General features: G+C 64.2%; 10 protein-coding genes. 4 read left to right on the plus strand and 6 right to left on the minus strand.

The genetic code is table 11. The annotated features are described in order from the left end of the window. Window positions 1–19 precede the first annotated feature (19 nt). Window positions 20–1,384, minus strand: a complete 1,365-nt coding sequence (locus ACNKU3_RS19015; protein ID WP_418261147.1) for an aromatic ring-hydroxylating oxygenase subunit alpha — start codon at window positions 1,382–1,384, stop codon at window positions 20–22. 240 nt (window positions 1,385–1,624) lie between these two features. Here ACNKU3_RS19015 and ACNKU3_RS19020 point away from each other — a divergent pair, with 240 nt between their 5' ends. Beyond that, window positions 1,625–2,413, plus strand: coding sequence for a GntR family transcriptional regulator (locus ACNKU3_RS19020; protein ID WP_418261148.1), 789 nt, complete (start codon window positions 1,625–1,627; stop codon window positions 2,411–2,413). 76 nt (window positions 2,414–2,489) lie between these two features. On the opposite strand, the gene ACNKU3_RS19025 is transcribed toward ACNKU3_RS19020, so the two are convergent. Together ACNKU3_RS19025 and ACNKU3_RS19030 are read right to left on the minus strand one after the other, a co-directional pair. Then, window positions 2,490–4,130, minus strand: a complete 1,641-nt coding sequence (locus ACNKU3_RS19025; RefSeq protein WP_418261149.1) for a SulP family inorganic anion transporter — start codon at window positions 4,128–4,130, stop codon at window positions 2,490–2,492. Continuing rightward, a complete protein-coding gene (locus ACNKU3_RS19030; RefSeq protein WP_418261150.1) occupies window positions 4,117–4,776 on the minus strand; it encodes a carbonic anhydrase in 660 nt (219 codons plus the stop codon). Before ACNKU3_RS19030 ends, ACNKU3_RS19025 begins: the two co-directional genes overlap by 14 nt. A gap of 131 nt (window positions 4,777–4,907) precedes the next feature. On the opposite strand from ACNKU3_RS19030, the gene ACNKU3_RS19035 reads away from it, so the two are divergent. Both ACNKU3_RS19035 and ACNKU3_RS19040 read left to right on the plus strand, forming a co-directional pair. Next, entirely contained in the window at window positions 4,908–5,879 is a 972-nt protein-coding gene (locus tag ACNKU3_RS19035) for a LysR substrate-binding domain-containing protein (RefSeq protein ID WP_418261151.1), read from the plus strand. A 474-nt stretch (window positions 5,880–6,353) separates the two neighbouring features. Beyond that, entirely contained in the window at window positions 6,354–8,309 is a 1,956-nt protein-coding gene (locus tag ACNKU3_RS19040) for an acetoacetate--CoA ligase (RefSeq protein ID WP_418261152.1), read from the plus strand. A 97-nt stretch (window positions 8,310–8,406) separates the two neighbouring features. On the opposite strand, the gene ACNKU3_RS19045 is transcribed toward ACNKU3_RS19040, so the two are convergent. Continuing rightward, window positions 8,407–8,961, minus strand: coding sequence for a hypothetical protein (locus ACNKU3_RS19045; protein WP_418261153.1), 555 nt, complete (start codon window positions 8,959–8,961; stop codon window positions 8,407–8,409). Window positions 8,962–9,152: 191 nt separating this feature from the next. Here ACNKU3_RS19045 and ACNKU3_RS19050 point away from each other — a divergent pair, with 191 nt between their 5' ends. Then, the gene (locus ACNKU3_RS19050; protein ID WP_418261154.1) at window positions 9,153–9,377 is read left to right on the plus strand and encodes a hypothetical protein; all 225 of its coding nucleotides are present in this window, start codon (window positions 9,153–9,155) and stop codon (window positions 9,375–9,377) included. A gap of 122 nt (window positions 9,378–9,499) precedes the next feature. Here ACNKU3_RS19050 and ACNKU3_RS19055 read toward each other — a convergent pair whose 3' ends face one another. Next, the gene (locus tag ACNKU3_RS19055; protein ID WP_418261155.1) at window positions 9,500–12,421 is read right to left on the minus strand and encodes a cytochrome c peroxidase; all 2,922 of its coding nucleotides are present in this window, start codon (window positions 12,419–12,421) and stop codon (window positions 9,500–9,502) included. 126 nt (window positions 12,422–12,547) lie between these two features. Further along, complete coding sequence (locus tag ACNKU3_RS19060) at window positions 12,548–13,276, minus strand: response regulator (protein WP_418261156.1); 729 nt, start codon at window positions 13,274–13,276, stop codon at window positions 12,548–12,550. Window positions 13,277–13,477: the final 201 nt, after the last annotated feature.

The following is a 13,477-nucleotide window of genomic DNA, read 5'->3' on the forward strand; positions in this document are numbered from 1 at the left end:
GTTCGCAGGTTGCGGCGGGTTATTGAATTTTGCGCGGCGCGCCCTCGCCCATGTATTTGGCGAGGTTGCGATGCAGGTTTGCGGTGCTGCGCTCCATGTAGGGGTTCGGGCGCGGGCCCATGAAGCCGAGGGATTTCATCCCCTGCTGTACCGCCGCCATGTTGGAGAAATCCTGCGACAGCACGTAACACCAGGCTTCCTCGGTGGCCTCGCTATACTCCCACTCGGTCTGCGGTTCCTCGCCCGCGGGGAACAGTTCATAGACCGCGCCCTCGAAGATGCACTTGTCCGGGTCGCCCTTGTAGGGGCGGGCGCTGTAGCAGAGCATGTTGTTGACCGCGTGGCCGATCTGGAAATTCGGGAACACCTGCCAGGCAGTGCCGGTCTTGCCCACATGGGACGGGTCGACCGTCGGCCAGACCACGCCGCGGGCCTCGTCGGTTTCCCTCGCCGACTTCAGCCAGTGCTGCAAGACCTCGCCGGGGGGCGTGCCCTCGGGCAGTTCGTCCTTGAGCCGGCGGGCGGCGTCCACCAGGGTCTGGGTAGTATTGGTATTGGCCTTTTCCCAGGTGAACTCCTGCATTTCAGCGGTGGAGATGCGCGCGTCGCCGGTGCCCAGGCGCAATTTGCCCTTCTGGTTCTCATCGACGTCCTTGGGCGCCTCATAGCCGATATGGCTGTGCTTGCCCTGGGCCTTCGCCCAGCCGCGGAACTCGCCGAACTTGTTGAACTCTGGGTGGGTGGTGGCCACGTGGTAGGTCTCGTTGAAGGCTTCCAGCGCGACCTTCCAGTTGCAGTCGAAAATGCCCCACTTGCGCCAGCGCACGCGCATGTTCTGCAGTTCGAAGGGGTCGAGCATCTCCGGAATCGGCGCCAGGAATTCCTGCAGGGACTCGCTGTCCGGGTCCATGTTGATCCACACCCAGCCGCCCCAGGTATCGGTCTTCACCTTGACCAGGCCATCGCAGCCGGAGAGCGCGCCCTGCCAGTCCTCCTGGTGAGGGATATGGGTGTTCTCGCCATCGAGGTCAAAACGCCAGCCGTGGTAGGCGCAGACGAACCCGGGCTTGCGCCCGGCGGCGTTGCGCTTGCCGGCGGGGGTGTCGACCAGCTTGCGACCGCGGTGGGGGCAGACATTATGGTAGGCCTGCAGGGTGTTGGCGTCGGTCCGCACGACCAGGATCGAATCGTCCATCACGTCGAAGGTAATAAAACTGCCGACCTCGGGCAGGTCTTCCACGCGGCCTGCCTGCAGCCAGACCTTGCGCCACAGCAGGTCCTGTTCTGCCCGGGCGTACTCCGGCGAAATATAGGCCTCCACGGGAATGCAGACGGCTTCGGTGAGTTCCTCGACGGATTCGATAATGTTGCCACGGTCATTCATTGCTTGGCGCTCCCGGGTTGGTATTGCGGAAATTTATAAGCGTGGTGCTGGCTGCGGCCGGGGGGCCACGCCCGTCCGGACGGTGGACTCCCGGCACAGGGAAGCATTATTGTCCAGATGATAATCTCGAATGGTATTGCACAAAACTGGCCATAACCAGTGCAAATACAGACAATTTGCTTTAATGTCCGTATGTAATTTCCGACTTGTAGCTCTAACCCCGGAACCCATACCATCCCCATGGACAGCGACAAGAACAGTGACGCGGGCAGAACCAGCGCGCTCACCCAGGTAGACAGCGCCAGCCGGCGCCCGCTCTACCTGCAGGTAGCGGGCATATTACGCGATGAAATTGTTACCGGGGTGTATCCCGTGGGCGCCAAGCTGCCCACCGAAGACGGCCTGTGCGAACGCTTTGCCGTGAGCCGCTACACCGTCCGCGAGGCGCTGCGCCTGCTGCGGGAGGACGGGCTGGTGACCTCGCGCAAGCGCGCGGGCACCATTGTCATCCCGCCGCGGGTGTCGGGAAGCGATATCCAGCAGGTCATGTCGATCAATGACCTGCTGGCCTTCGGCAGCGGCACGCGCTTCGACATCGAAACCATGCACACGGTGACCGCGGACGAAAGCCTGGCCCGGCACGCAGGGGTACCTGCCGGCGAACAGTGGCTGGCGGTGCTCGGCTACCGCTACACCGACGACAGCGGGCCGCCCGCCTGCCGCACCGAGTACTACATCAATCGCGCCTTCGCCGCCGTGGGGCGCCTGTTGCAGCGCCACGAGGGGCCTATCTTCCCGCTGATCGAGGACCTGTTCGGTATCAATATCGTGAAAGTGGAGCAGCAGATCGCCGCGACCACCCTCGACGAAACACTGGCGACGCCGCTGGGGGTCGACATCGCCTCTGCCGCGCTGCAAATCCGCCGCACCTATACCACGGCCGACGCCACGGTAGCCCAGATCACCATCAACACCCACCCCGCCTCGCGTTTCCAGCACTCCATGAGCATGCGCCGGGTGCGTACCTGAGCGGAGCCGGGCCCGGGCCGGCGCCAGCGTAAGCAAAAAAAACGCCCCGCACTGGGCGGGGCGCTCAGGCGGGGATTCAGGCGGGCGCCACGTCCATGCCAGACGGCAACCGGGATTGCCTGCGGGGCAATTTGAGCTGTGCCGCCTGCAGGGCTTCCAGCCGGGTGCCGTAGTTGCCGTTACCGGGAATACCGTTGTTCAGGCCGCGCAGGACAGCGGCGACCTCGGTACACATGCCCGCCAGGAACAGCGTCTTGCCGCTGGTGCGGGCATCGGTGGCAATGGTCTCGATGGCCAGCGCCGCGGACAGGTCGAGGAAGGGAACCCGGCTGAAATCGAGGATCATCACCTGGGTCCCCGGCTCGTTGAACGCCCGCACATGGTGGCCGAGGTCCGCCGCCGCACCGAAGCTCAGCGGGCCGCCGAAGTCGAACAGGGATACCCGCTCGCCCAGCTCTTCCAGGATGGCTTTTTCCTGCGGCGAATCGAGATGCTCCGGCAGGTTCTTCAGGCTCTCGATCTGGGACCTGGCCACCTGGCGCACAAACGCCAGGGCCGCCAGCACCACGCCGACACCCACCGCAGTAATCAGGTCGACGAACACCGTCAGCCCGAGCACCAGCACCATCAGGGCGAGATCCCAGCGCGGGCCGCGGTGGGCGCGCTTGAGGTAGCTCCAGTCGATGATGTCGAGGCCGACCTTGACCAGGATGCCGGCCAGCACCGCGTGGGGAATGTTCGAAGCCAGCGAGCCGAGCCCCAGCACCACCGCCAGCAGCACCAGCGCGTGGGTCATACCGGAAATCCGGGTGGCGCCGCCGCTGCGGATATTGACCACCGTGCGCATGGTCGCGCCGGCGCCGGCAATGCCGCCGATAAAGCCGGCCACGGTGTTGCCGATGCCCTGGCCGATCAGCTCCCGGTTGGAGTTGTGCCGGGTGCGGGTCATATTGTCGGCCACCAGCGAGGTCAGCAGGCTGTCGATGCTGCCGAGCAGGGCGAGGATTGCCGCCGCCTCGATCACCAGCATCAGGCTGTCGCGCTCGAACACCGGCATGTGCAGGTCGGGCAGTCCAGTGGGAATCTGGCCCAGCACCGGCACATCCAGCGCCACCGTCGCCAACACGGTACCCGCGATCAGCGCCGCCAGCGGCGAGGGCACGAAACGCCCCCATTTCGCCGGCCACAGGAAGGTCATGGCCAGGGTGCCGATACCCAGCGCCAATGCGGTGAAGTTGATATCCGAGAGCGCCGTCGGCAGGTAGACCAGCGCCTCCACCGGCTCACCCGGGGGCGCGTGACCCAGCAGCCGGCCCAGCTGGAGAATGATGATGATGGCGCCGATGCCCGACATGAAGCCGGAGATCACCGGGTAGGGCACCAGGCGGATGTACTGCCCGAGGCCCAGCATGCCGAACACGATCTGCAGCAGCCCGGCGAGAATCACCGCGGTCAGCACCAGCTCGACACTGCCCGAGAGACTGGCGAACAGCCCCGCCAGCACCACCACCATGGGGCCGGTGGGACCGGAGATCTGGGAGGGTGTGCCGCCGGCGAGGGCGGCAAAGAAGCCGACGGCAATCGCGCCGTAGAGGCCGGCCACCGGGCCGAGCCCGGAGGCGACACCGAGGGCGATGGCCAGCGGCAGGGCGACCACGCCGGCGGTGATACCGCCGGTGATGTCGCCGCGCAGGTGGCTCAGGTCAAGCCCGCGCATGGCCCTTCTCCACACCGGACACGCCGATCGCCGCTCGGTTCAGGGGGACCAGCTGGCGGGTCTGCTCGTCAAACTGCAGCACTTCGCCGGTCTCGATGTTGTAGAGCCAGCCGTGCAGGTGCAGGCGCCCGCTGGCCAGCTTCGCCGCCACCGCCGGGTGGGTGCGCAGGTGCTGCATCTGCAGCGCGATGTTCTCCGCAGTGACGCAGTCCAGGTGCTCACTGCACAGCTCGCCCTTCTGCTCGCGGACCACTTCCACCGCCGCGCGGCAGTGGCCGAGCCACTCCTTGACGTGGGGCAGCGAGGCCAGCGATTCGGGATTCAGGGCGCCTTTCATGGCCCCGCAATCAGTGTGGCCGCAGACCACGATGTGCTCGACGCCGAGCGCGGCGACCGCGTACTCGATGGAGGCCGTCATGCCGCCGGTCTGGTTGCTGTGCGGCGGTACCACGTTGCCCGCGTTGCGGCAGATGAACAGTTCGCCGGGCTCGGTCTGGGTGATCAGGTTGGGGTCGATGCGCGAATCCGCACAGGTGATGAACAGCACTTCGGGCTGCTGGCCGCCGGCCAGCTCGCGGAAGCTGTCGGCTTTCTCGGGGTAGATTTCGCGCTGGAATTTGGCGACGCCGGACAGGACTCGGTCCATGGTTACTCCTCGTTACAGTCTGGTGAGGTACTTCAAATACGTGGCACAGAAAAATTATCCTGATAACTTCATAGGTGTATATCACTATCGCTGATAGTATTTAGTTATCATAGAAATGAGGGAGTCCCCGGGTGAGCCAGAGCAAACGCCCCACCCTGCGCCAGCTCGAGTACTTTGAAACTGTGGCCCGCCTGCTGAATTACCGCATGGCGGCGGCCGCGCTCGGGATCAGCCAGCCGGCGCTCACCACCCAGATCCACGCCCTGGAAGCCAGCCTCAATACCAGCCTGCTGGAGCGCTCGCGCAGCGGCACTCACCTCACCCCCGAGGGCCGCGAACTGCTGCCCCACGCCCGGGAGGTGCTCTCTGCCATGCGCAGCCTGCAGGATCACGCCACGGTGGTGAGCGAGGGCGCACTGACGACCTACCGGCTGGGCGTGCCGCCGACCCTGGGCCCCTACCTGCTGCCGCACGTCATGCCGGAACTGCACAAGCGTTTCGGCCAGCTGAAAATCTACGTGCGCGAACAGCCGCACCAGACCCTGGTGGAGGAATTGCGCCACGGCACCCTCGACCTCGCCATCCTGCCGCTGCCGCTGATGGCCCGGGACCTGGTGATCGAGCGCCTGTTCTCGGAACCCCTGCGCTACGTGGTACCGGCGGAACACCGCTTTGCCGGCACGCCGGTGGTGCGCCCGCGCCAGCTGCGCGGCGAACGGGTGCTGACGCTGGAGGCGCACCACCACATCCACGCCCTGGTCCGGGAGGCCTGCGACCGCTTCGGCGCCAGCATCGAGCGCGACTACGAGGGCACCAGCCTGGACACGCTGCGGCAGATGGTGGTGATGGGGCTGGGTACGGCGTTCCTGCCGGCGCTCTACATCCACTCGGAAATGCACATCCCGGAGGCGCTGTATGTCTGTGAGCTGGAGGGGATTCCGCTGGTGCGCGACCACGGCCTGGCCTGGCGGGCGGCGGCGCCGGGGCGGCACTTCTACCGCGAGTTCACGGCCAATTTGCGGGAGATTATCGACGGGCGGCTGGGGGATGTGGTGGAGATCAGTGGCGGGGCCGGGGGGCGGCAACGGCGCGGGGGACCCTGAGCGGCGGTGCTCTGATCGCCCGTCGAATTGTCCGGATGAATATTCTCTGCCGCTTCGCAGTGGCGCTCCGGACGCCGGGCGCGAGGCTGTATTGGCCCGCTGGAACACGCCAAACAGCGCACATCCCTGTGCAGGCTCGGGTGGCGACGTCCTGTCGCCACACGGTTCCAGCGGGCCAATACAGCCTCGCCCCCTACCGGCACTGCGAGATTCCCGCTAAACCTGTCTCTCTGACGGGTATTTTTTGATCGCAAGGGCAAAAGTGCTATCATCCCGCAGCTTTGCCGCCCTGCAGCACACCCTGCCTGGCAGCGATCGAAGTCATTTGAAACTTCTGTAAATCAAGTACTACCAGGGCCACCCGGGGAGCAGCGCCGCAGCCCCACAGCCCACAATTCGGCCACCATGGGAATATGTCCGGACTAAAAACCAGATCCATGTACGTCGCCATAGCATACTGGAGCCACCTGAACCATGTCTGACCTTCTCTGGACCCCCTCCGCGGAGCATATCGAGGCAACCCTGCTCAAGCAGTTCATGCGCCGCCTGGAACAGGACCTCGGCGTCGCCTGTGCGGATTACGACGCACTGTGGCAGTGGTCGGTGGAGAACCCCGGCGATTTCTGGCGCGAACTGTGGCAGTTCTGCGGGGTTAAGGGCGAGCTCAAGGGCCCCGCACTGCGCACCACTGGCAAGATGATCGAGGCCGAGTTTTTCCCCGAAGCGCAACTCAACTTTGCGGAAAACATGCTCTGCGGCCCGCGCGGCGACGGACCGGCGCTGGTGTTCTACCGCGAGTCCGGGGAGCGCCGGGAAGTGTCCTGGCAGCAACTGGAGGAACAGGTCTCGCGCCTGCAGCAGGCGCTGCGGGCCGCGGGTGTCGGCCCCGGCGACCGGGTGGCGGGCTTCGTACCGAATACCCCGGAAACCGTGATCGCCATGCTCGCCACTACCTCGCTGGGGGCGATCTGGTCCTCCTGCTCGCCGGACTTCGGGGTGAAAGGGGTGCGCGACCGTTTCGGCCAGATCGAACCGAAGGTGCTGTTCACCGCCGACGGCTACAACTACAACGGCAAGACTTTCGATTCCCGGCCGGTTGCCGCGGAACTCGCCGCCGACATTCCCAGCATCGAGAAAGTGGTGGTGATGCCGCTGATCGCCACCGAACCCGACGCGACCAGTGCCGGCGCGAAGGCCGTGGCGCTGGCGGACTTCGTGGCGGCGTTCAGCCCCGCCGCGCTGGAATTCACGCCCATGGGCTTCCGCGACCCGCTGGTAATCCTGTTCTCCTCCGGCACCACCGGCCTGCCCAAGTGCATCGTCCACGGGGTCGGCGGCTCGCTGCTGCAGAACCTCAAGGAACACCAGTTGCAGAGCGACATCCGCCCCGGCGATCGCCTCATCTACTTCACCACCTGCGGCTGGATGATGTGGAACTGGCTGGTGGCGGGCCTGGGTTCGGGCGCGACGGTGGTGCTCTATGAGGGCTCGCCGACCTTCCCCAACGCCTACCACCTGGCGGACATCGTCGAGAAAGAGAAAATCACCCACTTCGGCACCTCGGCCAAGTTCCTCGACGCCTGCGCCAAGGCGGAGGTGAAGCCCATCGACAGCCACGATTTTTCCCGGTTGCGCTGCGTGCTGTCCACCGGCTCGCCCCTGTCCGCGGAAGGGTTCCACTACGTCTACGACGCCTGGAAGAGAGACGTGTGCCTGTCCTCCATCGCCGGCGGCACGGATATCTTCGGCTGCTTCGTCGGCGGCAGCCCGATCAGCCCGGTCTACGCCGGGCAGTGCCAGAAGCGCCAGCTGGCGATGGACGTGCAGGTGTTCAACGACGCCGGCCAGCCGGTGCAGGGCGAACACGGCGAACTGGTCTGCGTGACCCCCTTCCCCTCCATGCCCGTCGGCTTCTGGAACGACCCGGACAACAGCCGCTACCGCAACGCCTATTTCGAGGGTTTCGATAACGTCTGGACCCACGGCGACTGGGTGGAGCTGACCCCCGAGGGCGGCATGGTGTTCTTCGGCCGCTCCGACGCCACCCTCAACCCCGGCGGCGTGCGCATCGGCACCGCGGAAATCTACCGCCAGGTGGAGACTATCGGGGAAGTGCTGGAGGGCCTGGTGATCGGCCAGCAGTGGGACAACGACGTGCGCGTGGTGCTCTTCGTGCGCCTGCGCGAGGGTGTCGAACTCACTGACGAACTGGCCCAGCGCATCCGCAGCGAAATCCGCAGCAACGCCACCCCGCGCCACGTACCGGCGAAGATTATCGCGGTGGACGACATTCCCCGCACCCGCTCCGGCAAGATCACCGAACTGGCGGTGCGCGACGTGGTGCACGGCCGGCCGGTGAAAAACGTGGAAGCGCTGGCCAACCCGGAAGCGCTGGAACTGTACCGGGACCTGGAAGCGCTGCGCAGTTGAAGCTTCGCTGCCCGCACACGAACGCCGGGTTTCAGTGAAATCCTGCGCAGCACCCCCGCGGCTTCGCGCGGCCGGTTTTCAGGTGCAAGACTCCCGGCTATGGCACAGGCTGCTGGGCGTCACAGGACACGTTGGGATTAAAGTCTGCAAACGTGCCGCTGGGGTTTTGCTTCCATGCCCAGACATGCAGTTCCAGAAATGGCGATGGAATGCCATAGCGATTGGGTGCCCCCGCCAGGTTCAGCAAGTGTCCCTCGAGTGCCAGGGGAGGATCGGCAAAGGCGATGTATTCTGCTGCCACAAGGCGGTGCTTGCCACTGGGTAACGGCTCATAAACCAGCACTTCCGGTGTGTTTACATCTACCGTGTCATCGAGGAGACCCGCATTGACGAAGTGTATCCCCATGCCGCCCCCGGTACTGCCACTGACACAAAATGGATCGGCGACATAACCGTCGGCAATGGCGGCCGCCGGATTCCGGTATCGAGCGGTCGCATCGCGCACCGCGGACACTATCGGGGCAGAGGTCCAGCTGTTTCCCTGCGCCACAGCGTGCGGTGCAGCAAGCGCAAGCAGGGCAGCAAGACCGCTGGTGACAATTGCGCTGGCAAGCGCATTTCGTTGAACGGGTGACTGGGATTCGGCAATCATGAGGATTCCTCCATCTGAAGAACATCTATGCCCCAGAGTGAGAAACGCCCCCCTACCAACTGTTATGTCTACCGCGAGAGTAGCCCTTCATTGAGCCGGAAGCGGATCGGCGGCCTTTTCTCCATCGTCACGACGACTCCGCTGAAAAAACCGGTTATGCGGAAACCCCACAGGGAATTACGGAGAAGGACATGAAACCGCCCTGTGCTGCTGGCAGGACTACAGCAGTAGGGATAGTCCACCGCCGCCGAACTGTCAAACGGCCCGTCGACGACGTGGACGTGTATGTAGTGCTATTCGCGCGTATGCGCGAGGGCGTCGAACTCACTGACGAACTGGCTATGCGCGACGTGGTGCATGGCCGGCCGGTGAAAAACGTGGAGGCGCTGGCCAGGCCCGAAGCGGGTGAACTTTAGCGGATTCTGGAAGCCCTGCGAAGCTGAAACAAACAGGGCCAGCCATAACGAAAAAGGCGCCGCCCCCGGGGAGACGGCGCCGTATTGATCACACCACCGTTACAACTTTATACCTGCTCCGGTCAGGGCGCAGGCACCGGTGCCGGCGGCAGTTCGATGGTCGAGAGACCAGCGGCCGAGATGTCGGGCACAGTGCAAGGTTGAGCCAGGTTGTGCGCATGCGCCAGATCCCCATTGAGCTGCTCCTCGAAGGTCTGCAGGGGAGCTGCGTTGCCGCCACTGCCCACGGCGGGAATGCCCACCAGGATGGTGTCGCCGCTGGTAGCGTCGTGGCCGTGGGGCACACAGATTTCCGGGTGGTCGAACTTGCCCTGCTCGTGCGCCAACCGCCAGTCGGTCAAACCCGTTTCCATCATCTCGACCAGCGCCGCGGTATCGGTCGGGCCCAGGTTGAAGATACGCAAGCCGGCGTCGAGGTTGTTGAGGTTCAGGGTGGTGAAGCTGCCCGCGGTCTCATAGAAATGCACGGCCTGCATCAGGTCCATCTTCGAACCATTGTGGAAATACGGGCCGGTGTACTTCACGTTGCGCAGGCCCTGTGCCTTGAAGGCGCCGTTGCGCAGCAGCCGCTCGCCGGGAACCACTGTGGGTACGCACTGGGCATTGGGGTTGTTGTTGCCGTTCCCGTTGCCAATGCCTACCAGGCCCGGGCCACAGGCCAGCGCCAGGTTCCAGGGGATCGGGGTAAGGTCCGTGGCGGAGGTCGGAATCATCAGGGTGGTGCCGAGATCCGCACTGATCGCAGCGATCTTGGTTGCGTCGTAAGGTGCAGCTACTCCCGGTCCCGCCAGCAGCTGAATCTGCTCCGCCAGCTTGCTGAAAGCCAGCGGTACGCCACCGATCGCATCGCCCAGCGAAATATCCTCAGGCGTGGGACGCACCCCCAGGTTGTAGAAGCCGGCGTCATACACTGCGGGCGCTCCATTGAAGGCGATCATCCGTTCCATCGGCACCTCGAGAGGCACGCGGCGCACCTGGCCCGGGGGCAGCGGCGGCGGCGGTGCGGCGCCGAATCCGGTGAGCGCCGCCACCGTGGCCCCGGTGAACTCCGGGTTGAAGTGACAGATGGCGCAACCGGTGGCACCGGCGAAGAAGCGGCCGATACCCCGGTCGATGGCGGTGAGTGCCGCTATCACGCTGTTGACGTCGCTGGTGCCACACCACGCGGTTTGCACCACCCCATTCTCTGCCACCGTATTCAGCACCGGGGTGTTACAACCGCCGATCGGGGTACTGGCGGGGATCGGGGTAGCGGTAGCTGCGGACTGGGAACCCGAGGTTGCCAGCGGGTGGATGAACTGCCCGTAGTGCTGCATGCACAGCTGGGTGGCCACCGCCGCCTGGGCCGCATTGTTGTTCAGGGCCGCGGCGGCGATACACCCCGCCAGCGGCAACCCGGTCACCGGCACTACCACCTGCGCGCGAATCCTGCCGCGGTTATCGCGGGTGATGTTGGTGACAGTGCCAGTGGCAATGCCGCCAACCTGCAGGTCGACGATGGTTTGCTCGGTGGTCAGCAGGGCTTCATAGGCCTGCACCGCGAGGCCGAAGAACAGGGAGAAGTTCCACTCCATCAGGGTGTAGGCTTCGCTGCCGTCGCAAAGGGCCCCTGCGCCACTGGCGTCCAGGCAGACATCACCGCCCGCGCCATCACCCCAGAAGCGCTCGTCGAAAACGGCCTTGATCCAGTCCTCGTAGTGCTGGTCGAGGCCACGGCCACCCGGCAGAACCAGGCCACCCAGCAGGGAGTCGGTTGTGCTGACCGCCTGACCGGCCAGCGGTACCACGCCGGGTGCCAGCAGTTTCCTGCCCAGTTCGCGATGCGGGCGACCATCGAACACCATCTCGAAATTGCTCTCGATGGGGCCGACAGCCTGGGAGGCGAGGGAGGAGAAGGGAATGCGAAGTTTGGTGTCCACCACCGCACTACCGTTATAGGTTTTTACCATCGCATCGGGGTCGCGGAAACCGAGGGGGTTTATACCGTTGAAGAACATGTCTGCGCGGCCGTCCCAGAAATTGCGCATGTGGTAAACGCTGTTGAGAACAGTCGGAGAATTGCGCGGCTCGACCCGCCGCACGGTGCCGAAATTTGTGAAGGCATGGGTGAAGCCCTCATCCGATAGGGCCAGTTCCGCGGTATCGACCCTGCCGGAGGTAAAATACGAGGACAGCACCGCCGTGTTGGCAACAGTTTCAAAAACGCCCGAGCCTTCGAATGTCTCCTCTTCTACCGTACAAGGGATAATAGCTCCACCGAAGTCGTCGGCGTCGAAGCACACCTCGATCTGGGTGATGCTGTCGAAGGTGCCAAACCTAACCCCCTGGGAGGAAACGCCGTCGTTGACGTCATCGGTGGCCAGGGGCTTGTTCCCCGGTTCACCGGTCGTGCCATCGAGGTCATCGGCCGTGCTGCCCCCGGCGATCAGGGCCAGTTCGTCGACCGGCAGTCCCACCGGGTTGCCGTTGACATTGGTATCGGCGTACTGCGCCGGACTCAGTGTCGCGTTGGGTGCGCCGAACAGGTCGTGGAGGTAATCCGCATCCCCCGCCGGAATGTCGGGACCGCCCCCCGTCATCTTGACGCCCGGGGTGACCTGGTGGGTTTTGCGGTTGTCGGCGCCGGCGTGGTAGTGACAGGAAGCGCAGGCCTGGACGCCGTCGCCCCCCACCTGCATATCCCAGAACCAGGATTTGCCCAGCATCTGCAGGTTGCTGCGCTGGCCCGGCTTGGTAATCGCCCCGCCAAATTCGACGGCCCACAGGCCCGCGTTCAAAATCGGCCCCTGCCCATCGAGAATACCGAGCGCGTTGACGTCCGGCACCGTGATCGCGTTGAGCGGCACCACCGGCGCCGCCAGGTCCAGCCCCACGGCCACCCCTCCGCCGCCGCGCTGGGCGAATGCGAGTGAAGGCACCAGAGTCAGTGCGGCGAGAATACCCGTGGTTCCAAGTAATTGCAGTTTCTTTCCAGACGTCGCCATGTCCAATCCCCCTTGACTGAGTCGAGCGGTTATTTCCTGGTTTGAGACTTAAGGACTATTGGGTATAGCTGGCGTTTACCGATTTGGGGTATAGGAAGTTTTCCTAAAAAAGGCCGGGAATGCGGACTAAATCAGGCTGGCGATCGGCAGCAGTTCCGTACAGAGGGGCTCAAGCAGGTAGAGGGCCGCGGGCAGCGCCGGCATGGCGAGGTGGGAGAAGCGCCGGCAGGGAATCATCCGGCGGGTGAAGGCATAGCGGGCCAGGTCCATGTCGCTATCCAGGGACATTTTCTTGAAGATATTGGCGCGGTGGGCATAGATGGTTTTCGGCGCCAGGCAGAAGGCCGTGGCGATCCGGTTGACGGAATGCCCCTGGGCCAACTGGAGGAATATCTCGCGCTCGCGATCGCTCAGTTTCAGGTGCGGGTCGGCGCAGTCCTGGCCAAAACAGCCCTGCGCTAGGCACTCGGTCGCCGCCTCGTCGATAAAGCGGCGCCCTGCAGCTACCGTGCACAAGGCCAGGCGCAGTTTGTCCGCGGGAGAGGATTTGTGCAGGATGCCGTGGGCGCCGGCGCGCATGGTGGGCACACAATAGGCATCGATGTCCTGGCCGGTGAACACCAGGATGGGCAGGGTCTTGTTCTCCTGCCGGACACGCCGGATGATCTCCAGGCCGTCGCGATTTTCCAGCGAGATCTCAGTAATCAGGAGATCCCAGGTCTTCGCAGTCAGGCACCGCAGGGCGGAACTGCCGTTATCGACCTGGGTCAGCTCGTGACCGGGAAACAGTTCGGACAGATGTGCCTCAAGTCCGGAACGGACTATGGGGTGGGAATCGGCAAGTAGTATCCGCATTGCAGCAATCTGTATTACGACAACACTTGTTCCGGACAAATTTCCGGGAACCATAGCGACCGGGTTCGTTCCATCGATGACCGGTTGATTGGGATCTCAACGTTCCGTTATTTTGTTCGTTCGCCGGTAATTCTGGCCGCTGGGCAAGGCCGCCGTTAGTTCAGCTCCTGAGCTTAAACACCGGTGAAGTTAAGTACAGGG

The organism is Haliea sp. E17, assembly GCF_048323675.1.
Classification (GTDB): domain Bacteria; phylum Pseudomonadota; class Gammaproteobacteria; order Pseudomonadales; family Halieaceae; genus Mangrovimicrobium.